The organism is Moraxella lacunata, from assembly GCF_002027545.1.
Taxonomy (GTDB): Bacteria; Pseudomonadota; Gammaproteobacteria; order Pseudomonadales; family Moraxellaceae; genus Moraxella; species Moraxella lacunata.
The window spans coordinates 1-20,437 of the sequence record NZ_MXAN01000021.1 but is presented as its reverse complement, the minus strand read 5'-3'; the positions used below and the strand labels follow the sequence as shown (position 1 = coordinate 20,437).

The window sequence follows — 20,437 nt, the reverse complement described above, 5'->3', positions numbered from 1 at the left end:
TGGTATCTACGACCCAAAAATAATTAAGCAAACTTCCGCACTTCCCCCGCCCCAAACGCATTTTCTACGCATCTTGGGCAGATGTCGCCATGCTCGGCAACCGTTCCCACGCTTGGCAGGACGTGCCAGCAACGCACGCATTTCTCGCCTGTCGCAGGGGCGACTTTGACACTAAGCTCATCGCCTTTGGTAAGGCTGATGTCGCTAGTGATAAAGACAAAACGTGCTTCATCACCCAATTTGGCAAGCGAATCATAAGCCTTGTCATCAGCGACAATGTCAAGGCTTGCCGACAGACTGCTGTTGATTGTCTTGTCGGTACGGGCGTTGTCCATTGCTTTATTTGCCACTTCTTTGACTGCCAAAATCGCTTGCCAATCTGTGTCCGTGATGTCATCAAGCACCACGCTTGGCAACTCATACCACTCTTGGGCAAAAATGTAGCCGTCCGTGCCTTTTAGCACTTGCCACGCTTCTTGGGCGGTAAATGACAAAATCGGTGTAATCCAACGCAAAAGGGCGTGAGCGATGTGGTAAATGGCGGTCTGTGCCGAGCGTCTGGGGTGTCCGTCCGCCTTGGTGGTGTACTGGCGGTCTTTGATGATGTCAAGGTAAAATCCGCCCAAATCCTGCCCACAAAAGTTGGTAACCAATTGACAAACTTGGTGAAAGTCCATGTTGGTATAAGCGGTGCGAATCTCGCTTTGGACTTGGTTTGCCTTGTGAATGATGTATTTGTCAAGGCTGATAAGGCTGTCTGCTGGCACCAAGTCTTTGCTCGGGTCAAAATCATCGGTATTGGCAAGCAAAAAACGCACCGTGTTGCGGATACGGCGATACATATCGCTCACACGGTCAAAGCCTTCTTTACTCACCGCCATTTCATAGCGATAATCGGACGAGCCAACCCACAAGCGGACAATGTCAATGCCGTATTTTTGGGCAAGTTCGGCAGGCTCAAAGCCTTTGGTATTGCCTTTGGATTTGGAGAGTTTATAACCCTTAGCGTCCACGGTAAATCCATGCGTTAGGACTTGTTTATAAGGGGGGCGACCGTACACGCTTTCGCTCACAAGTAGCGATGACTGGAACCAACCACGGTGCTGGTCAGAGCCTTCTAGGTACAAATCGGCAGGGTTGGTGAGTTCATCACGGTTGGCAAGTACGCTAAAATTGGTAGAGCCTGAGTCAAACCACACGTCTAGGGTGTCGGTGGATTTGACGTAGTTTTGACTGTCGGTCTCGTCAAGAAAATCACTAATCGGAGCATCAAACCACGCTTCAATTCCGCCTTGTTCAATGACTTTGGCAACTTGTTCAATCAGCTCGGACGTGCGTGGGTGCAAATCGCCTGTGTCTTTGTGCATAAAGAAAGCAATCGGCACGCCCCAAGTGCGTTGGCGTGAAATACACCAATCAGGGCGACCGTTCATCATTGATTCAATGCGGTTTTGTCCCCATGACGGTGTCCACACCACGTCTGGAATGTCTTTTAGGGCTTGTTCACGCAGTCCTTTGGCCTCCATAGAGATGAACCATTGGGGCGTGGCACGGAAAATAATCGGCGTTTTGTGTCGCCAGCAATGCGGATAGCTGTGCGTGATTTTTTTGTGGTCAAGTAGGTGTCCGCTTGCTTGCAGGGCTTCGATGATTTTGGGCTGTGCCTTGTAGATATGCTCGCCCACAAAGACTTTTGCTTCGTCCAAATACACGCCATTACCACCCACAGGGTTTTCGGTGGGCAGGTTGTTGGCACGCCCCACATTGTAGTCGTCCACACCGTGAGCAGGGGCGGTATGTACAAGCCCTGTACCGCTATCGGCAGTAACGTGCTCGCCTGTGATGAATGGCACTTGGCGGTCGCTGATAAGGGGGTGTTGGGCTTCTAGGGCGGTTAATTCTGAGCCTTTAACCGTTGCGATAATTGCTACATTTTCTAAATTGATATTTTTGGCAAAATCTTCTACCAAGTCATGAGCTACGATAAAATGGGCGGTGCGGTTGATAGGGTTGGGATTGGTGGCGGTATAATACCACATTTTGCCAAAATCATTTTCCACGTCTTTTTGGTAAGTTGCTCCCAATTTTTCTACCGCTTTTTTGGAGCGTTCATTACCTTGATGTATTTGAAAATGAACGGTATTTCTGTATTTAAAGGCGTGGTTTAATAAGGTGTTTTTAATCTCATCATTTACCCCTTTGCCCCAGTATTTGGGCGTAATAAAGGTAAAGCCAATGCCGATGATGCCATCTTTGGCATTGTCATCATAAAAACGGGTTGTGCCAATGATATTGCCAGTTCGCTTATCAATAATGGCATAGGCTTTATCTTTCACTGCTTGTTCAAAAAACGGCTCAAACACTTCTGGCAAATGGCGTTTGGTCGGCATCAGCTCCCAAATGGCAGGGTCGGACGCACACGCTTGCAAGGCATCTTTGTCGGCTTTGGTTAGGGTTCTTAATGTGAAATTCTCGCTGTCAATTTGGCTTGTTAGTACAAATTCAGATGTTTTTTTGCCTTTGATAACTGCATAATCAAAATCAGCATGGGCGGTAATCGCTTGGTTGGCAGGGAGTGTCCAAGGGGTCGTTGTCCAAATCACCGCTCGGAGCGTACCGTTTACATTGGCAAGGGCAGGCAGATTTTCACGATTGACAATGTCAAATCCCACATAAATGGCATCGGATTTTTTGTTGTCATATTCTACTTCGGCTTCGGCAAGGGCAGAGCCACAGTCCAAGCACCAGTTTACAGGCTTTAAGCCACGCACGATATGACCGTTGTCATAAATCCGCCCCAACGCTCGCACGATGTCCGCTTCGGTCTTAAAATTCATGGTAAGATACGGATTATCCCAATCGCCAAGCACGCCTAGGCGTTTAAAATCCGCCTTTTGTAGCTCAATTTGACTTTTGGCGTAGTCTCGGCACGCCTTTCTAAACTGGGTGGCGGTGATCGGCTCGCCATTTTTGTCGGCTTTGGGTGCGTGTCCGACCTTGCCAAACTGCTCTTCTACCTTTTGTTCAATCGGCAAGCCGTGGCAGTCCCAACCGGGGACATACGGGGCATCATAGCCGTCAAGGGTTTTGTATTTGACGATGATGTCTTTTAGCACCTTATTGACAACGTGTCCTAAATGGATTTGACCGTTGGCATAAGGGGGGCCGTCATGCAGGACGTATTTTTCACGTCCTTGTCGTGCTTTGCGGATTTGTCCGTACACGTCATTTTGTTCCCACTCGGCAAGCCAAGCAGGTTCACGTTTTGCCAAATCCCCACGCATGGGAAAAGGCGTATCGGCAAGGTTTAGGGTATTTTTGTAGTCGGTGGCTTGGTCTGTCATGGCTTAGCTCAAAATTGTGAAAAACGGCTAATTATAGCCCAAAATCATGCGTTTATAAAGGCTTGACGGATAAAAATTGACTTTTTGGGGGTGGTTTGGTAGATTTAAGATAATATTTTTGGCAACTTGATAATCATGAAAAAATTAAGCAGAAAAATCACGTCAAAATTCACCATGTTATTTTGTGCGGTAATTTTGGGTTATTTTATCTTGATTAAAAAGGATTATGATAATCCTGCCATAGCTTTTATTGGAATTTTTATGTTATTAGAAGGCGTGTATTATTTTTGGTAATTTTATAAAAAGAATGATACGATAAAATTTGATGATAAATTTTAACCATTGACCATTATAAAAATAAGTCTCATTTCCATTTATAAAATTCATTAAAAATTCATCTTTACAATTTTTTGCTTTAATTCCTTACAAAAATTCGGTATATTAGTAAGGGCGTGTTGAGCATTTATAACACCATTTGCATTTAAAAACTTATAATTATCAGCCAACTTGCAAGGTTATTTTATGAAAAATCCCAGCAAAACCCTATCATTATTATTGGCGAGTGCCGTATTTTTGACCGCCTGTGGTGGCGACAAGCCTAGCGAGCCCGCCCCAAAAGCCGAACCTAGCACCCAAACTGCCCCTACCGAGCCTGCCAATACCGCCCCCAAAGCCGATGAAGTCACACCAGAGACCACCGAGCCTGTCGCAGATGACACCAAAGCCGATGAAGTGGCAACCGCCGACTCTGCCACGTCCGATGAGACCGGCAAAGGCACGACCGAGACCGCCCAAGTGGACAATGCCGAGCAAGCGGACACCGCCCCTGCCCCAGTACAGGCTCTATCTATCGCCGAAGGTAAGGTGCGCTATGAGAAAACTTGCAAAATCTGCCACGAGCAAGGACTCCTAGACGCCCCCAAACTCACCGCCAAAGCCGACTGGGCAAAACGCTTGGACAAAGGCATAGACACTCTGCACAAACACTCTGCCAAAGGCTTTGGTAAAATGCCAGCACAGGTTGCAGGGGACGTTACCGAAGCCGAAGTGTATGCGGCGGTGGATTATATGGTGAGTCAAGTTCAGTAAATTGATATTTATCATCGGATAAATTATGATTTATCCGATAGATTTAATAAAATATCGCTGATTGCAATATTGATAAATCATATGGGCAAATAAAAAACCCAATTTTTGTTACTGGGTTTTTTATTTGTTATTAATTCATTAGACTTCCTGCAAAACCCCAAATTAAAGAAAACCGTTCGTGGTGAGCTTGTCGAACCATAACGGTTTTCCGCTACCTTTCGACAGGCTCAGGGCGAACGGAAAACTAGTTTTGCAGGAAGTTTATTAAGCTCCTAATGAATCCACATCGTTTTCCCTAATCATTCTTTTGGCTAGGGATTCTTTATTATCATTCCTCATTAATACTGCATAATGTGCCGTATTGGGATTGGCTTCTAGGATAATTTTAAATACCATGGTCAGTGGCACAGATAATAACATACCGACCACGCCCAATAGCCAACCCCAAAATAATAATGACAAAAACACCATAAGCGTGGATAAGCCCAAATTTTGTCCCATGATTTTAGGCTCAACCAAATTACCAATAATAATATTAATCACCAAAAAGCCCACACCCACGCTCGCCCCCACCGAAAAGCCATTAAATCTCTTTCCAAACTAAAAATAAACCTTTATAAGTATTGGGGTTGAAGTTTTTAAAAATCCACAAAAATCGGGGTTTGGAAAGAAGTCTATTTAATAATAATGCTTGCAACACCACAGGCACTGCCGCCATGACCGAGCCGATGTTTGGCACAAAATTTAATAAAAAGCTAAGGGTCGCCCAAAGAATGGCATATTGCACATCTAGCATGACCAATAATAGCCACACAAAAAATCCTGTAAATAAACTAATTAAGGCTTTTAAGCCCAAATATTGAATCACGCTATTTAAGATTAGGCGGATTCTTATTTGGTCAATGTGATGATATTTTTCACTTTTTCCCATGACATAAGATAATTTATGCTTAAAATCAGGGGCTTCAAAGAGCATAAATAAAATCATGAGTGCTAATATAAAAACATTGGTTGCAATGCTTGACATACCACCCATTAAGCTCCCCATAAAGGATAATAGGGAGTTGGTATTAAAATACTCCATAATCATGGTGGTATTTAATTCAAGGGGTAAATCCCATTTTTGTGCCAATGCTGTTAATTCTTGGATACGCAATAATGCCAAACGTTCATATTGGGGAATGGAGCGGGTAAATTCGATGATGGATGAATTAATTAAATTTGCCAAAAATACCAATGCCAGCGTAATGATTAAAAACAAAATGCCGATTGCCATATAATGCGGTACTTTATGGCGTGTCAAAAAATTAATGAGTGGCGAGCAGAGAATGACCACAAATAACGCAATCAAAAATGGCACAATCAAACTAGACGCCAATTTAATACCTGTCAGCACGATGACCAATGCCGCCGCACCGATTAAGATATTTAGGGGAGATTTTTTTGCTATCATGTCAATGCGGTTATTTTGTTTAAAAAAACATGAATTTTGTACCATGCTTGATTGTTTGTCAAGTGATGATGAGTAGGGCGTGCCTACCCTTTATAACACTATCTACAATTTAGAAATATTTTAGAAATAAATAAACTGTTTTTGCATGAAAAATGGCTAAATCTTGTGGCTCGAAGTCAAAAACTTGCTTGATAGAATAACTATCAACCTGCGTTTTTTCCTTGAAAAACGTGCGATTTTTCTCATTTTTCATTGCAAATACAAAAGGCAGGCACGCCCTAGTGTTTTTTGTTAATTTGCAAAAATAAATAATCGCTACTATAATAAATGTTAGCACATTCAATTTTCAAAAGGATTTTATCATGCTCGCCTATCTATTTGTCCCTGCCACGCACCCCAAGCGTATCATCAAAGCCCTAACCGACCCTGCCATAACCGCTCACGTCCACGCCGTCATCATCGACCTAGAAGATGCCGCCGCCGACCGCTCGCCTAATGATGTGCGTAATGAGTTTGATGATTTATTAGGCAATTTCATGCAGACAGAGACCACGCCAGAGCTGTGGGTGCGGATACATGGGGCGTCTCATGGCGAGTTTCGTTTGGATTGTGAATGGGTAAAGTCCCACGACAGCATCAGCACGGTGGTACTCCCCAAAGCCGAAAATGCCGAGCAGGTCAGTCTGGCTCATGAACTAACCGCTCGCCCTATCGTTGCCATGATTGAGAGCGGGCAAGGCGTGATAAATGTTGCTTCTATGGCAGGTGTGGCAGGGCTTATGGCGTTGAGCTATGGCTGTTTGGATTTATTGACATCGCTAGGGATTGGCAGGCACACATCAGCAGAGATGATAATGCTTGATAAGGTGCGGTGCGAGCTGGTGCTACACTCGCAGGCACATGGGCTGACCGCTCCGATTGAGACGATTTATCCTGATTTTGGCGATGATGACGGCTTTGCCAGATGGCTTATGCATGCTCGTGATTTTGGTTTTGGTGGCTGTCTTGTCATACACCCCAAGCAGTTGGGTGTGGTGGGGACACACAAGGAGTGTGATGGCGATGTCGCCTTTGCCAAAAAAGTGCTATCTTATCATCACGCCACAGGGCAGGCGGTGTTTGCCATTGATGGGCAGATGGTGGATTTGCCAGTGATTGCTTGGGCGAAGAAACTACTGGGCGATGACTGATTGGCATATAGAGCATTGGCGATTTTACTATACATGGGGCTTGTGGTAAACTAGCCCTATTTTATTTTGGAATGATACCATGAACATTTTACCCAGCGAAGAGATTCGCATTACAGACGGTAGCACCGTTTCGCTACATTTTGAAGTCAGTCTACCGAACGGCACGGTCATCGATAGCACCTTTGGGCGAGACGAGCCTGTAACCTTGACGATAGGCGATGAGAGCCTACTGGCAGGCTTTGAGCAGGTACTCATCAACCTAAAAGCAGGCGACACCCGCACCGCCCACCTACCGCCCGAACAAGCCTTTGGCGAGTGGAATGGCGAAAACGTCCAAACCTTTCCCCGTACCAAGTTTAGCCTGTCCGAGCCAAATCCTGTGGTCGGCATGATGATGGAATTTGCCGACAAAGGGCAAAATACCTTGGCAGGCGTGATTTGTCATGTCGATGATGATGAAGTCAAAGTGGATTTTAATCACCCTTTGGCAGGGCAAGACGTGCTGTTTAAGGTGCAGATTTTTAAGGTTACGCCAAAAGGACAAATGGCGATTGAACTAAAATGAGCGACAACGCCCCAATCTCAAAAAAGCTCGGTTATGGCATTATTGTCATGCAGGTCATCATCTGTTTGTTGCTTGTGGACGACAGGACGATGACGCTTGGCATTGGTGCGATGATGGCAAGTTTGTTTTTTGCCCATGACAAATCCGACACCGTCAAATTTGGTATTTGGGGCGTGATTGGGCTGTTTGTTGTTTATTATTTTGGTTATGGTTTGTATGCTTATTCTCGCACACCTGCCAAAACGGTTTGTGGCACATTCAAAGAGTATTAGACTTCCTGCAAAACTCCAATTGAAGAAAACCGTTCGTGGCGAGCTATGCCTGCCCATAACGGTTTTCCGCTACCCTTCGACAAGCTCAGGGCGAACGGAAAACTAGTTTTGCAGGAAGTTTATTATAAAAAGAAAGTGTTTAAAAGGTAGGATTTGATGTTGTCGATGTATGCCACCGATGAGCAAAAAGTTTATGACTTTATGCACATTCATCGCTATCACGAACACACCGACTTTTTTAAAAATCGTTATGATAAAAATGAGTCGATTTGCGTGGATTATATTCCCATGCCAGCATTTACCCTTTTTTCGCCCCACATATTAAAAGAAGTGCGAATTATGAACGATAATAAATAACATCAACCACAGCAAAAGGGATATTTGTCATGTCATTTTTCAACCCAGAACATCAGCCATTTGCTATCGCCCTTATCGTCTTAGCTGTTATCATCTCGATACTTGTTGGCGACGCATTTTTCATCATCTTGGCGATGGTGTTTTTGGGTGTGGCGACCGCACAAGGTAAACACCTAGTTATAAAGATAAGTATCGGGGCGTTGTTGGTTGCTGTTGTGCTTTATTATTTATTTGTGGTTATTAGGGGCGTGCCTGCCTTTTGTATTTGCCATGAAAAATGAGAAAAATCGCATGTTTTTCAAGGAAAAAGTGAAGTTTGATAGTCATTCTATCAAACAAGCTTTTGACTTCGAGCCACAAGATTTAGCCATTTTTCATGCAAAAACACTATTTTATTTCTATAAAATTTCTAAATGTTAAATTGTGTTATAAAAGGTGGGCACGCCCTAGACAAGCCACGGCAGTATTCATCAAGTTTGTGGGCAACTTAACAAAATCGAACATCGCTCTTTGGGTAGGCAAAGTGTACTAAGCCTGTATCTTGATGACCCAATGAGCCAAAAATCGTATCGTTTTGACCGCCTTGACAACTGGCATAGGGACGATATTTTTCGCCCGTACAAGGCAGGCGATGTGATTTGTGTCAAGTACACCAAATCACCCATTTTGACCCGTACCTATCCCCATATTTTGATAGACATACAGCCCAAATGACAACCTAGGACAACTCATGAAAAAGCCACTCATCGCCTTATTCACCCTGCTCACACTACCGCAAGCGTGGGCGTTATCATAGAGTCTGCCGATTGGGGCGATTTTCGTTATGATGAAAACGTGGTTTGTTCAACGTCCGCAGAAAACAGCAACATATTCGGCGTTGTCAAAAAACACGGCAAATATGGCATGGCGGACAGCACAGGTAAAGTATTGTTACCGCTTGAATATGATGACGGAGCGTGCCTAAATGGTTATGTAACCTTATCAAAACAAGGTAAGTGGGGCTTGGTGGACGCTCATCAGCGTGTGGTAGCACCCTTTGTTTTTGGCAAACAGCCTTGGGGTTTTAATGGCGTGGATAAAGTCATTATCACCGATAATCGTGATGATGGCATATATTTGGCGGTGCATGGGGTGGACGGTGGAGTCATTTTGGGTTATCGGCGTGGTGAATGGGACTTTGAAAATGATGTCTTGATACGCTTTGAAGATGATGATAACGGGCAAAGTGGCTTTATGGACACGCAAGGCAATATCATCTTGGCAGGGCAGTATGGCTGGGTGAAACTGCTGGACGATAAAGCAGGCGATGAGCGGTTTATGGTGAGCATAGATAACCAAACCATGATGATAGACCGTAATAAAAACATACTCACACAAGGCTATGACGATATGGAGCCTTTTGATAAACAAGGCATATCAAGGGTTTATCAAGATTTAGACAATCCATACCAAGTCGGCTTTGTAGATAGGAACGGTACACTCATTATCAAACCCTCATCACACCACTACCCCATGTGGAACGATGTCTATGGGCATGAATGGCAACTACGCATAGACGGTAGGCAGTGTACACTATTTTTGCAAGACCGTGCAGGGCAAGCTGTCAATGACCCAAAATTTCCTGATAGATCCTGTCGGCTACTTGCCACGCCCAACCAAACACCCAATCAAGAACCCACAGCAAAGCGTGGGTCATGGGATAGGATTTGGGCGTGGGTCGTTAGTTTGATTCGCTAAATCAAGCCTTTAATACTCGTCTATGTAGCTCTGCCAGCCCGTCTTCCATGGCTTTTTGCAATATCTCGGTAAGCTCGGTGCGGGTCTTGTTTTCGGGTGAAATCGGTGCAAGGGGCAACACATACGCCTTGACCCCATCGCTGTCCGCCACTCGTCTTAGGCTCTCTGCCATCGTGCGTTTGTCATAATACGCACAGTCGTCCGACAGCGTACCGTCTGCATTGACATAAGCAATCACCACAGGGCAGATGGGCAAGCCTGTATCCATGCTCGCCTGCAAAAGTTTTCCGTGGATTTTTTTGATTTTTGTACCGTCTGTAGTGGTTGCTTCGGGGAAAAATACCACCGATGAACCGCCACGCAAAAAGTCGGCAATTTGGCGTGCCACACCGTCAGCGTCCCCCGAGCCACGTTTGATAAACAGCGTCCCACCTGCTTTGGCAAGTTTGCCAAAAATAAACCACTCACCAATCTCCGCCTTTGACAAAAAGAACACAGGAGCAACCGACCCCACCACAGGAATATCCAGCCAAGAGATGTGATTGGACACCCAAAGTCCGTGTGTCTGTGGCACAGGCTCAACTTGCACGACTTCCACGCCAAAGGAATTGACCATTTTTCGGCAAAAGGTTTGGATGTATTTTGGCAAAACATCTCTGGGCGGTGCTTTAAATGCCCCAATGCGTCTGGCGGTAGTAAAGCCACCAACCAAGGTGTTACTCATGCCTGCGATGATTTTGGTGCGTTTTAGTTGTTTATTTAGAAAATTTGCCATAAGATTATCATTGTCAATTAAAAGGCATATCCTATAAGACTTTGGGCAAAATTGCAAGTGTTTTTGGTAAACATTAATGCACAAAAAACTCTAATGAATTTCAAACAGTTTTCCTAACACCACAGTATTTTGAGCTTTATAAGCAAGCTATTTGTCTTGACATGACCCATCTGCCATCAATTCTGCTGTTATTAGCGATGGCTATTTTAAAAAATTGGTATATTCTCTTATCTGTTCATCGGTTTTAAAATCCTTTTTTGGCTCCATGCCGAGCATTTGTGCCAATCCATCTAAAATATCATCATTTTCTGATTGCACGGTAGTGTTTATGCTAACGGTGTACGCATTATTGATATAATGATAACTATCTATCATATACCCTTCTTGATGTAATAAATCATAACGGCATGGCTCAAAAACAAAAGTATAGCAAAAACGATTGGGAGCTAATTCAAAATCAGTATACATTTTTATATAAGATGAAAAATCATCAAATAAGGAAATAATAAACTCGTCTGTGTTTTGGGTAATTTGTGCAACCTTATCAAAATCATCCAAAATGGTATTGGCGTGAAATACCTGCACATCGTCATCATCATATTGTATCTTTTGATGACTAAGATTATCTAAATCAAAATTAAAACATAGATAGACATCTTTTTTGATATTAAGCATATTGCCTATGATTGATTTTAACAATGCTGATTTATCTGCATTGGTTACTAATTGATTTTCTGATTTCATGCAATTTTCTTTTTTAAATTTATCTTTAATGATAAGTAATTTTATAGTTCACGTTAGTCAAGACTTTACCATGGCACTATACATGCTAAGATTTTTTAATACCTAACTTGTAAAAATCTCAACCGTTATTTACACTTTGTTTAAAATAAAACTCTAACCACTCATAAGGAGTAAAGGTGTGAGTCTTGCCAGTTGTTTCATCTTTTTTGGTTAAAGATGAATGGGGTTTCACTGTATTATAGAAATTAAGAAATCTTGTTAACTCTTGCTTTCTATGGTCACTGTTTGTAAATTCACATTTTTCATGCCACATTTGCATGAGTGTGCGAATAACCCGTTCTGCTTTACCATTGGTTTGTGGTCTGCCTACTTTGGTGAATTTTTGATTGATGTTGTTATCATAACAGACTTTAACAAATTCATGGTCTTTGGTGCCTTTAAATTCTGTGCCGTTGTCAGAGTAAATCACATCAATCACGTAAGGACAAGGCTCTATGACTTGTTCGGTAAGAAACTTAGCTGCACTAAATGCTGTTTTATCCGGCATGATACACGCATATAACTCACGAGAATAGTCATCTATGGCAACAAAGAGATATTCTCTGGGACTGTTTGTGCTTTGTCCTTTAAGCAGTTCACCAGGATAGGACTTGTTATAACGTTTGGCTTGTCTTTTGAGTTTGTCCTGTATTGACTTTTCAACCTTAGCTAAGCGTTTAATGCCAAATCTTGCTTGTTTAAAGCGATTGTTGGTGCTAGACTGTGGTTTAAGGAGTTTAACACGAGCAAGTTTTAAGACCTTGTATATGGTAGGTCTTGATACTTTATACTCAAGTGCCAACGAAGTAACAGATTGCTTGTGCTTATGATAAGCTGTCCAAATAGCTTGTCTGTGATGGGGAAGCAGTCTTCAAGTTTTTATGTATGTTCATTTACAGTATTTTACCTTGGGTTCTGTAAATAACGGTAGTATATCTTACACCTAACTTGCTATTATAATCATTTTTATAATAGACTTCTTTCCAAACCCTGATTTTTGTAGATTTTTAAAAACTTCAACCCCAATACTTACAAGGGTTTATTTTTAGTTTGGAAAGAGATTTAATGAAAAATATGTTCATATTTTATAAAAACACCGCCCAAAATCAAGGCGGTGCTTCTCATGCCACTATCACGCACTCGGTAAAGGCGGTGGCAATTCGTCATTTTTAACGATATTTACCGTTGGCACTTCATGCTGATATTCTTTTGGCTCTCGTGGAGTCTCGCCATTCATGATTTGCAAGAACTGCTCACGGTCAATGGTTTCCCACTTCATGAGTGCTTCCACCATGGCGTGCATTTTGTCATGATTGTCATCAATGAGCTTATACGCCACATCGTACTGCTCTTCTAGGATACGGCGAACTTCTTCGTCCACTTTTTGTTGGGTGGCTTCACTGATGGTGCGATTTGCCCCACCAAAATATCCGCCTTGCTCTTCGTCTTCATAGACCATCACGCCAAGTTTGTCGCTCATGCCGTATTTGGTTACCATGGCACGGGCAAGTTTGGTCGCACGTTCAAAGTCGTTGGACGCTCCTGTGGATTTGCGATTGATAAAAATCTCTTCGGCAATCCGCCCACCAAACAAGATAGAGATGTCGTTGAGCATTTTGTCGCTGTAACTGCTCACCGCATCTTGCTCGGGCAACTGCCACGTTACCCCCAATGCCCAGCCACGGGGCATGATGGTTACTTTGTGTACAGGGTCAGTAAAGGGAAGTAGTTGGGCGACTAGGGCATGACCTGCTTCATGATAGGCGGTGGCACGGCGTTCTTCTTCACGCAAGACCATGGATTTGCGTTCAGGCCCCATGTAGAGCTTGTCTTTGGCATCTTCAAAGTCATTCATGTCCACGCTCATCTTGTTGCGACGGGTGGCAAATAGGGCAGCTTCATTGACAAGGTTGGCAAGCTGAGCCCCGCTAAACCCAGGCGTACCACGAGCTAGGGCATTGACATCCACGCCAATGGTTTGGGGCAGTTTTTTCAGGTGTACATTTAGAATCTGCTCACGACCTTTGATGTCTGGCAAGCCAACCGACACTTGACGGTCAAAACGACCAGGGCGAAGCAGGGCTTTATCCAGCACGTCCACACGGTTGGTCGCTGCAATGACAATCACACCGTCATTACCTTCAAAACCGTCCATTTCTACCAAAAGTTGGTTAAGGGTTTGTTCACGTTCATCATGACCACCACCCATGCCCGAGCCACGATGACGACCCACCGCATCAATCTCATCAATAAAGATGATACATGGAGCGTTCTTTTTGGCTTGGTCAAACATATCACGGACACGGCTTGCACCCACCCCAACAAACATCTCCACAAAATCCGAACCCGAGATACTAAAAAACGGCACTTTGGCTTCGCCAGCAATGGCTTTGGCAAGGAGCGTCTTACCTGTACCAGGCGGGCCCACCATCAGCACGCCACGGGGAATGGTCGCCCCAAGTTTGGTGAATTTTTCTGGGTCTCTTAAAAAATCCACAATCTCAACAACTTCTTGCTTGGACTCTTCGCACCCTGCCACATCGGCAAAGGTGACTTTGATGTCGTCTTCGGAGAGCATTTTGGCTTTGGATTTGCCAAAGCTCATGGGGTTACGACCGCCCATGCCACCGCCGCCAGCACCGCCACTCATGCCACGCATGAATAGCCAAAACAGACCGATGATGAGCAAAATGGGAAATGCCGCGATGAGTAGCTGAGTGCCCACGCCTTGACGCTGTGGCATCGACCCTTCTACTTCTATGTTGTGTTCACGAAGTAGGGGCATTAGCTCGCTGTCATCTAGGGCAGGGCGAACGGTCTTGAACTCTGAGCCATTGACCTTTGTGCCGGTAATCTCTTCGCCGTCAATCTCAATCTTTTGGATTTGACCTTCGGCAACTGCCGTGACAAAGGCTGAGTATTTCATGTCATCAGCCTTGCCCGAACCACGGTCGAGATTACTAAATACCATGACTACCACGGTGATAATCACGAGCCATAATAGAATGTTTTTTGCCATGTCGTTCACAAAGGGTTTCCTGTTTTTGGCGTTTGATACAACTTTGATTGAAGATTTAAAAATTGAAAATGGGGCAAGTCGTGCAATTGTTTACACAAAGAGACATTGCTTTTAATAAGGCTTATTATCAATAAATCAAGCCCTAAATTTAGATGATTATTTTATCGCCACCCAAAACATCTCTTTGGAGCGGGGACGGCTTGCCTTGGGTTTTATGCTTTTGATTTTGCTAAACTTTTTTTGCATGTCGGCACGCAGTTCGGGAGAGCCTTCGCCTTGGAACACTTTCATGATTAACGCACCGCCTTCGGGCAACACTTTTAGGGCAAAATCCACCGCCAACTCACACAGGTACATCATGCGTGGCATGTCCACTGCCGACATCCCAGATGTGTTGGGAGCCATGTCCGATAACACCACATCCACACGCCGTCCGCCCACTTCATCCATGATTTTGTTAAAGACTTCTTCTTCTCTAAAATCGCCTTGGATAAAGGTAACATTCTCCAAAGTATCCATGGGCAAAATATCAGACGCAATCAAAATCCCGTCATCGCCCACGAGCTTGCCTGCCACCTGCGACCAACTACCAGGGGCAGAACCTAAATCCACCACGGTCATGCCTTTTTTGATAAGACCCGTTTTTTCGTTAATTTCCAATAACTTATAGGCTGCTCTGGCACGATAGCCGTCTTTTTGGGCTTGTTGGACGTAATAGTCGTCAATATGCTCTTTCATCCACGCTTTTGATGATTTGGAGAATTTTTTGTTGGTAATGCGAGTTGCCATTGGTCGGGTAGTGATGAATTAAAATAACTGCTTAGTTTAACATTTTTATGAGAAAATTTGGTATATTTTTGTTATAATGAACATTAATTTATTTAAAAACCTGTTTTGAGACATTTTATGGCAAAACCCAATTTTAAAAACCTATCTCCCAATTTTAAAAACCTATCTAATGACACCCTAAAAGAGCTACGGGGCATCGGTCATCGCCTAAATCCCATCATCATGGTGGGTGGCAATGGCTTGACACCCACGCTCATCGAAGAGACCGCCCGTGCCCTAAGCGACCACGAACTCATCAAAGTCAAAATCCCCGCAGGTAGTAGTGATGAACGCAAAGAATGTGCATCCGCCCTAGCTGACGCTACCGAGAGTCAAGTGGTGCATCACATAGGGCGTATGGTTTTGTTATTTCGTAAAAATGACGAACCTAACGATAAATTGTCTAATTTAACACGTTTTGGCTTTTAGGCTGTTACGATAAGGGAATGTCATGAATTTTTTTACCGCAAACCCCATTGATAAACTGTTTAGCCTGCTGTCGCTGTCGCACTTTACCGAGTTTTATTATGATGATAATTCGGTCATGCAAAGAGAGCAGTTGTTTGTCTTGCAAGACATGCAAGCCAACCAAAAAAACAAGCCTGCCCCCAAGGTTCATGCTTACATCAGTGAAGACACGCATGGGGGTAAGCATGTGATTAACATGAGTTTTATGGTTGAAAAGGTGGATGGACTGCATTTTGCCAATTATCATGATGATAACATCAAGCGTGCCGATGGGCTGTGGCAGGAGACCTGCCTAGAATGCTTTATCGGTCTGGCAGATGGGGGTTATATTGAGATAAACATCGCCCCCGATGGACGTTATGCCCTGTATCATTTTAGCGATTATCGTACGCCTGCCACGCTCGTACAGGCCGATAAGGTAGCTCTGTTGTGGCGTGCCGATGATAACGATAACGTGTTGGTGTATGAACGCCACGTCAGTCTTGATGTGTCAGCCGTGGCGGAGTTGTTGCCCGAGCAGACACTCATCAACCCATGTGCGATACTAAACATCAAAGGCGATTTGCATTACTTTGCTGTCAGTTCTGCCCCTATGCCTGATTTTCATGATAAGGTATTTTGGCAAAAATGGTAAATGTATAAAATGTGAGTGTATTTTGATTGAAACTTAGGACGGTGGTGGTCCACAACCGAACTTTTTGTTCAAACCAAAGCCACATTTAAAAAGCCCATGAATGATGTCATGGGCTTTTTGGTGAGCGAGCAAATAAATGATTATTTGATGGTAAACCAATCATTAGCACTGGTTTTGGCTTTTTCGATGTCGCTTGATGATAGGTTTAGGGCAAGCTGACCGATTTTGGCTTGGGCTTTGTCACGAATGCCGTTGTCAAGCATGCCGTCACGGCTAGATAGATCATACCATTTGTAGGCATCCACATAGCGTTGCTGTTTTTCATCAATCATCGCCAACGCATAGCTGGCACGGTTGTCGCCCAGATGAGCGGCACGTTCTAGCCATTTACGACCTTCACTCATGCTGGCTTTGACGCCTTCGCCACGCAGATACATGAGTCCTAGGTTTAGCTGAGCAGGGGCGATGTCTTTTTGGGCAGCTTGGGTGTACCAATGCACGGCTTTGGCAGGGTCTTTGGCAACGCCTTCACCTTTTTGTAGGCGTTTGGCTAGGAAAAATTGGGCGTGATGGTTGCCACTGTTGGCTTGACTGGCAAGTGATGAGATGTCCATAATCTCAAAACGAGACACATTCAGTGGCACGTTTGAGATGAGTTCAGCGTTGGCAACACCTGCCAAAAGTAGGGTGGATAAAATGCTAAGTTTTAAACGTTTCATAAAATGACGACCTGTGGTTGAGAGTTTGTGTATGGACATTAAAATGCCAAATCAATCCTTTATCATACCATTAATGAGTGATAAACTCAATTTTTTCATTGGCTAAACATGTCAAATTTTGTAACATCATTTATCAGTCGGTTCGGTGTTGTTAATTTGATGGGTCTAACCCCGCACGACCCGATACACCGCCACATCTGCCAAGAGATTGGGGGCGGTTTTGACGGCTTTATTGCGGATAAGGGCAGGGATTTTTGGATTGGGGTTGTCCCATAGGGCGACCGTATCCAAAATGCGAATGTTGTTGTCGTGGCACAGCCGTTCAAAATCCTTAAAGGTGCAAAGATGAATGTTGGGCGTGTTGTACCATTGGTGGGGCAGGGTCTCGCTCATTGGCATGACGCCCTTAATGCCAAGGTAGATGCGGTTTTGCCAATAGGCGAAGTTTGGAAAAGTTACAATACCAAATTTGGCGACACGGAGCATATCGTTTAGTAGGGTTTCGGGATTTTTGACCGCTTGCAAGGCACGAGCCATCACGACTGTATCAAAACTGTTGTCAGCAAAGCGAGACAGACCGTCATTTAGGTCTTGCTCGATGATGTTTAGCCCTTTGGCGATGCCTTCGTTGATTTTGTCGGGGTCAATCTCAAGCCCATAGCCAAATACACCCAAATTCTCTTGTAAGTGTGCCAATAGTGTGCCGTCCCCACAGCCCAAATCTAGGACTTTTGAGTTGGGTTTTATCCATTTTTCGGTCAATTTGTGGTCAATGTTCATACGTTGCCTATCTTAGTGTCTTGCCAATTTTGAAATCTCGTGGGGCGTGATGGTGTTTTGTTTGGTGGTTCTTTTTGGGGTTGGGGCGGTCAAAAAGCCCCGAACGGCAGTCGTGTAGCGGGGAATGTCAAACAAAAACGAATCATGCCCATGTGGTGCGTCCACATTGACAAAGCTTACAGGCTTGTTGTTTGCCATCAACGCATCCACAATCTCAACCGACCGCTCAGGGGTGAACCGCCAATCGGTGGTAAAAGACACGATGAGAAATTGGCACTGGGTGCGGGCAAGTGTTTGTTTCAAGGCTTCTTTTTCGTCCAGCCCATCTTTCGTATAGTCCCGTGTCGGGTCAAAATAATCCAAGGCTTTTGTCATGAGCAGATAAGTATTGGCGTCAAAGTTTTTGCTAAATCGCTCGCCTTGATAACGCAGGTAGCTTTCTACTTGAAATTCCACATCATAGCCGTACATGAACTTGCCCGATTTCAAGTCCCGTCCAAATTTGACTTTCATGGCATCTTCGGTAATGTAAGTGATGTGTCCGACCATGCGTGCCAAAATCAGTCCGTGGCGGGGGTAGGCATTTTTTTTGAGATACCAGCCGTCATAAAAGTTGGGGTCGGATAGGATAGACTGGCGAGCCACTTCGTTAAAGGCGATGTTTTGGGCGGACAGCTTGGGCGTGCTGGCGATGATGACGGCACGTTCTAAGCGGTCGGGATAATCCACCGACCATTGCAATGCCTGCATACCGCCCATGCTCCCACCGACAATGGCGTGCCATTTGGCAATGCCCAAGCGGTCTGATAGCATGACTTGGGTTTTTACCCAGTCTTTTATCGTAATAAGCGGAAAATCCGCCCCCCAAATCTCGCCTGTGGCAGGATTAACAGTTGTCGGGCCCGTGGAGCCGTGGCAGGAGCCGATGTTGTTTAGACACACCACAAAAAATCGGCTCGTGTCTATCGCCTTGCCATTGCCAATCAGGTTGTCCCACCAACCTGCCTTAGTATCATGCTCACTATGATACCCTGCGGCGTGGTGCGAGCCTGATAGGGCGTGGCAGATTAAAATGGCGTTGGTTTTGTCGGCATTTAGCTCGCCATAGGTCTCGATGACTAGGTCAAATGACGGCAACACCCGCTCGCATTCTAGGGTCAATGGCTCATCAAAATGCAAGATTTGGGGCGTTACAATACCGACTGATGTGGGGTCTAAATGGAGAGGTGTGTTGTCCACGTTATTGCTCTTTTTATTTTTAAAGCTATATTTTAAGGGCAAATGGGGGGATTGGCAAGGCATGAAAGAAAAAACATCTGTGCTAAACTGTTGTATGAAACTGGCATGATAAATCGGTGCGATAGACGGGGCAGACGGGTAAAATAAGCATGGCTAATTTGGATAAGAAGTGCATGAAAATACACTCTACAAAATGAAAAAGTACTACGGTTCCCGTTCGTGGTGAGCCTGTCGAACCATAACGGAAACCGACCCTTCGACAAGTTTAGGGCGAACGGTTTCCGTAGTAAAATTCAATTTTATTAGCTGTAAATAGTTCACAATTTAAGCAAACGATAATCTGTTATGGCATTTGTCAAATACTCTGCTTTGTTATGCTGTGGATATATTATTTAAGTTTGGGTAAAACCATGATAGACGCTCTTACCAACACCATCTTTATCATGGTGTTTTTTAAGATAAATATGATAATCATGCTATTTAGCATGCTATTTTCTTGGAATGTTTATCTGTGAGTAAGTGTGATATATGTTGGGGTATTATGGCTTTTATCAGATATTTGGTATAAAAAATAGTTATTTGCGTTATGGCGTGGCTGTGTCGGTGTTTGCAGGCTTGGTTTTATTGGAGGTGTATAATGCGTCTGTTTATTGAAATAATGTTGTGATTTGGGTTGGACTGAAAGTTATTTTATAGATTAAAAATCAATGAAAAGCCAATCATGCCGCATGATAAAAATACAACAAGTGTTATAAGATGGATTTCATCAACCACTCAGTGAATGGAAAATTAACAAGGAAGTCAAAAAAATATTTGATAATCTTACGGATTAATGCTATTGTAATATTGCTGTAATAAACTAAAAACTACATGAAATCTGTTTGGCTCATTCAAGATACAGCTAACAAAATTGAATTTTACTACAGAAACCGTTCGCCCTGAGCTTGTCGAAGGGCCGGTTTCCGTCATGGTTCGACAGGCTCACCACGAACAGAAACCGTAGCACTTTTTCATTTGTAGAGTGTAGTTTACTAGGGCGTGTTGAACTTTTGTATTTGCAATGAAAAACAAGATTTAGCCATTTTTCATGCAAAAATTGATTGAAATTGTCAAATTCTCATCTTATTTTATAAAAATGCTATCAATGTTCAACACGTCCTATTAAACTTCCTGCCAAACTAGGTT

21 protein-coding genes are annotated in these 20,437 nt (G+C 43.9%); 10 read left to right on the top strand and 11 right to left on the bottom strand.

The window, feature by feature from the left end; all coding sequences use genetic code 11:
• Positions 1-23 precede the first annotated feature (23 nt).
• Positions 24-3,344 (bottom strand): isoleucine--tRNA ligase, N-acetyltransferase domain-containing, encoded by a 3,321-nt coding sequence (ileS, locus tag B5J94_RS04175; RefSeq protein WP_062501088.1) that lies wholly within the window; start codon positions 3,342-3,344, stop codon positions 24-26.
• Between the two features lie 522 nt (positions 3,345-3,866).
• Here ileS and B5J94_RS04170 point away from each other — a divergent pair.
• Positions 3,867-4,433, top strand: a complete 567-nt coding sequence (locus B5J94_RS04170; protein ID WP_062501090.1) for a c-type cytochrome — start codon at positions 3,867-3,869, stop codon at positions 4,431-4,433.
• A 264-nt stretch (positions 4,434-4,697) separates the two neighbouring features.
• On the opposite strand, the gene B5J94_RS14950 is transcribed toward B5J94_RS04170, so the two are convergent.
• Together B5J94_RS14950 and B5J94_RS04165 are read right to left on the bottom strand one after the other, a co-directional pair.
• Positions 4,698-4,976, bottom strand: coding sequence for an AI-2E family transporter (locus B5J94_RS14950; RefSeq protein ID WP_265734261.1), 279 nt, complete (start codon positions 4,974-4,976; stop codon positions 4,698-4,700).
• A 40-nt stretch (positions 4,977-5,016) separates the two neighbouring features.
• Positions 5,017-5,886: an AI-2E family transporter gene (locus B5J94_RS04165; RefSeq protein WP_211271053.1), complete on the bottom strand. Its 870-nt coding sequence runs from the start codon at positions 5,884-5,886 to the stop codon at positions 5,017-5,019.
• Between the two features lie 362 nt (positions 5,887-6,248).
• Here B5J94_RS04165 and B5J94_RS04155 point away from each other — a divergent pair, with 362 nt between their 5' ends.
• The 7 genes from B5J94_RS04155 (at position 6,249) to B5J94_RS04130 (ending at position 10,007) form a co-directional block, all read left to right on the top strand.
• Positions 6,249-7,076, top strand: a complete 828-nt coding sequence (locus B5J94_RS04155) for an HpcH/HpaI aldolase/citrate lyase family protein (protein ID WP_062501635.1) — start codon at positions 6,249-6,251, stop codon at positions 7,074-7,076.
• A gap of 79 nt (positions 7,077-7,155) precedes the next feature.
• Positions 7,156-7,641, top strand: coding sequence for an FKBP-type peptidyl-prolyl cis-trans isomerase (locus B5J94_RS04150; protein WP_062501633.1), 486 nt, complete (start codon positions 7,156-7,158; stop codon positions 7,639-7,641).
• Positions 7,638-7,913 (top strand): hypothetical protein, encoded by a 276-nt coding sequence (locus tag B5J94_RS04145; protein ID WP_065255346.1) that lies wholly within the window; start codon positions 7,638-7,640, stop codon positions 7,911-7,913. The genes B5J94_RS04150 and B5J94_RS04145 overlap by 4 nt, the downstream gene beginning before the upstream one ends.
• A gap of 156 nt (positions 7,914-8,069) precedes the next feature.
• The gene (locus B5J94_RS04140; protein ID WP_062501777.1) at positions 8,070-8,270 is read left to right on the top strand and encodes a hypothetical protein; all 201 of its coding nucleotides are present in this window, start codon (positions 8,070-8,072) and stop codon (positions 8,268-8,270) included.
• A 29-nt stretch (positions 8,271-8,299) separates the two neighbouring features.
• Positions 8,300-8,551, top strand: coding sequence for a hypothetical protein (locus tag B5J94_RS04135; protein ID WP_062501775.1), 252 nt, complete (start codon positions 8,300-8,302; stop codon positions 8,549-8,551).
• A 229-nt stretch (positions 8,552-8,780) separates the two neighbouring features.
• Positions 8,781-8,984 carry a hypothetical protein gene (locus tag B5J94_RS14050; protein WP_211271052.1) on the top strand — a complete coding sequence of 68 codons (204 nt, stop codon included), beginning with the start codon at positions 8,781-8,783 and terminating at the stop codon, positions 8,982-8,984.
• 66 nt (positions 8,985-9,050) lie between these two features.
• Complete coding sequence (locus tag B5J94_RS04130; protein ID WP_062501226.1) at positions 9,051-10,007, top strand: WG repeat-containing protein; 957 nt, start codon at positions 9,051-9,053, stop codon at positions 10,005-10,007.
• A gap of 1 nt (position 10,008) precedes the next feature.
• On the opposite strand, the gene B5J94_RS04125 is transcribed toward B5J94_RS04130, so the two are convergent.
• The 5 genes from B5J94_RS04125 to B5J94_RS04105 all read right to left on the bottom strand — a co-directional run bounded on the left by B5J94_RS04125 (position 10,009) and on the right by B5J94_RS04105 (position 15,373).
• Positions 10,009-10,782, bottom strand: coding sequence for a lysophospholipid acyltransferase family protein (locus tag B5J94_RS04125; RefSeq protein WP_062501228.1), 774 nt, complete (start codon positions 10,780-10,782; stop codon positions 10,009-10,011).
• Between the two features lie 201 nt (positions 10,783-10,983).
• The gene (locus B5J94_RS04120) at positions 10,984-11,526 is read right to left on the bottom strand and encodes a hypothetical protein (RefSeq protein ID WP_062501230.1); all 543 of its coding nucleotides are present in this window, start codon (positions 11,524-11,526) and stop codon (positions 10,984-10,986) included.
• Between the two features lie 118 nt (positions 11,527-11,644).
• Complete coding sequence (locus B5J94_RS04115) at positions 11,645-12,367, bottom strand: integrase core domain-containing protein (protein ID WP_211271051.1); 723 nt, start codon at positions 12,365-12,367, stop codon at positions 11,645-11,647.
• Between the two features lie 330 nt (positions 12,368-12,697).
• Positions 12,698-14,584 (bottom strand): ATP-dependent zinc metalloprotease FtsH, encoded by a 1,887-nt coding sequence (ftsH, locus tag B5J94_RS04110; protein WP_062500526.1) that lies wholly within the window; start codon positions 14,582-14,584, stop codon positions 12,698-12,700.
• A 156-nt stretch (positions 14,585-14,740) separates the two neighbouring features.
• Positions 14,741-15,373: an RlmE family RNA methyltransferase gene (locus B5J94_RS04105; protein WP_062500518.1), complete on the bottom strand. Its 633-nt coding sequence runs from the start codon at positions 15,371-15,373 to the stop codon at positions 14,741-14,743.
• A 117-nt stretch (positions 15,374-15,490) separates the two neighbouring features.
• Between B5J94_RS04105 and B5J94_RS04100 the strand changes: the two genes are divergently transcribed.
• Complete coding sequence (locus tag B5J94_RS04100; RefSeq protein WP_062500520.1) at positions 15,491-15,841, top strand: YhbY family RNA-binding protein; 351 nt, start codon at positions 15,491-15,493, stop codon at positions 15,839-15,841.
• Between the two features lie 22 nt (positions 15,842-15,863).
• The gene (locus B5J94_RS04095; protein ID WP_062500522.1) at positions 15,864-16,514 is read left to right on the top strand and encodes a DOMON domain-containing protein; all 651 of its coding nucleotides are present in this window, start codon (positions 15,864-15,866) and stop codon (positions 16,512-16,514) included.
• Positions 16,515-16,654: 140 nt separating this feature from the next.
• Here the strand turns inward: B5J94_RS04095 and B5J94_RS04090 are convergent, their stop codons facing one another.
• From B5J94_RS04090 to metX, 3 genes are all read right to left on the bottom strand, one after another.
• Positions 16,655-17,233 carry a tetratricopeptide repeat protein gene (locus B5J94_RS04090; RefSeq protein WP_062500528.1) on the bottom strand — a complete coding sequence of 193 codons (579 nt, stop codon included), beginning with the start codon at positions 17,231-17,233 and terminating at the stop codon, positions 16,655-16,657.
• Positions 17,234-17,398: 165 nt separating this feature from the next.
• Positions 17,399-18,013, bottom strand: a complete 615-nt coding sequence (metW, locus tag B5J94_RS04085) for a methionine biosynthesis protein MetW (protein WP_062500524.1) — start codon at positions 18,011-18,013, stop codon at positions 17,399-17,401.
• Between the two features lie 12 nt (positions 18,014-18,025).
• Positions 18,026-19,252 (bottom strand): homoserine O-succinyltransferase MetX, encoded by a 1,227-nt coding sequence (gene metX / locus B5J94_RS04080; protein WP_062500530.1) that lies wholly within the window; start codon positions 19,250-19,252, stop codon positions 18,026-18,028.
• Positions 19,253-20,437 lie beyond the last annotated feature (1,185 nt).

Bases quoted from the DNA above. Each gene is read 5' to 3' on its own strand.
- B5J94_RS04135 (WP_062501775.1), top strand. From the start codon at position 8,300: ATGTCATTTTTCAACCCAGAACATCAGCCATTTGCTATCGCCCTTATC.
- B5J94_RS04095 (WP_062500522.1), top strand. From the start codon at position 15,864: ATGAATTTTTTTACCGCAAACCCCATTGATAAACTGTTTAGCCTGCTG.
- ileS (WP_062501088.1), bottom strand. From the start codon at position 3,344: ATGACAGACCAAGCCACCGACTACAAAAATACCCTAAACCTTGCCGAT.
- B5J94_RS04105 (WP_062500518.1), bottom strand. From the start codon at position 15,373: ATGGCAACTCGCATTACCAACAAAAAATTCTCCAAATCATCAAAAGCG.
- B5J94_RS04165 (WP_211271053.1), bottom strand. From the start codon at position 5,886: ATGATAGCAAAAAAATCTCCCCTAAATATCTTAATCGGTGCGGCGGCA.
- B5J94_RS04170 (WP_062501090.1), top strand. From the start codon at position 3,867: ATGAAAAATCCCAGCAAAACCCTATCATTATTATTGGCGAGTGCCGTA.
- B5J94_RS04125 (WP_062501228.1), bottom strand. From the start codon at position 10,782: ATGGCAAATTTTCTAAATAAACAACTAAAACGCACCAAAATCATCGCA.
- B5J94_RS04100 (WP_062500520.1), top strand. From the start codon at position 15,491: ATGGCAAAACCCAATTTTAAAAACCTATCTCCCAATTTTAAAAACCTA.
- B5J94_RS04150 (WP_062501633.1), top strand. From the start codon at position 7,156: ATGAACATTTTACCCAGCGAAGAGATTCGCATTACAGACGGTAGCACC.
- metW (WP_062500524.1), bottom strand. From the start codon at position 18,013: ATGAACATTGACCACAAATTGACCGAAAAATGGATAAAACCCAACTCA.
- B5J94_RS04145 (WP_065255346.1), top strand. From the start codon at position 7,638: ATGAGCGACAACGCCCCAATCTCAAAAAAGCTCGGTTATGGCATTATT.
- B5J94_RS04155 (WP_062501635.1), top strand. From the start codon at position 6,249: ATGCTCGCCTATCTATTTGTCCCTGCCACGCACCCCAAGCGTATCATC.
- ftsH (WP_062500526.1), bottom strand. From the start codon at position 14,584: ATGGCAAAAAACATTCTATTATGGCTCGTGATTATCACCGTGGTAGTC.
- B5J94_RS04090 (WP_062500528.1), bottom strand. From the start codon at position 17,233: ATGAAACGTTTAAAACTTAGCATTTTATCCACCCTACTTTTGGCAGGT.
- B5J94_RS04140 (WP_062501777.1), top strand. From the start codon at position 8,070: ATGTTGTCGATGTATGCCACCGATGAGCAAAAAGTTTATGACTTTATG.
- B5J94_RS04120 (WP_062501230.1), bottom strand. From the start codon at position 11,526: ATGAAATCAGAAAATCAATTAGTAACCAATGCAGATAAATCAGCATTG.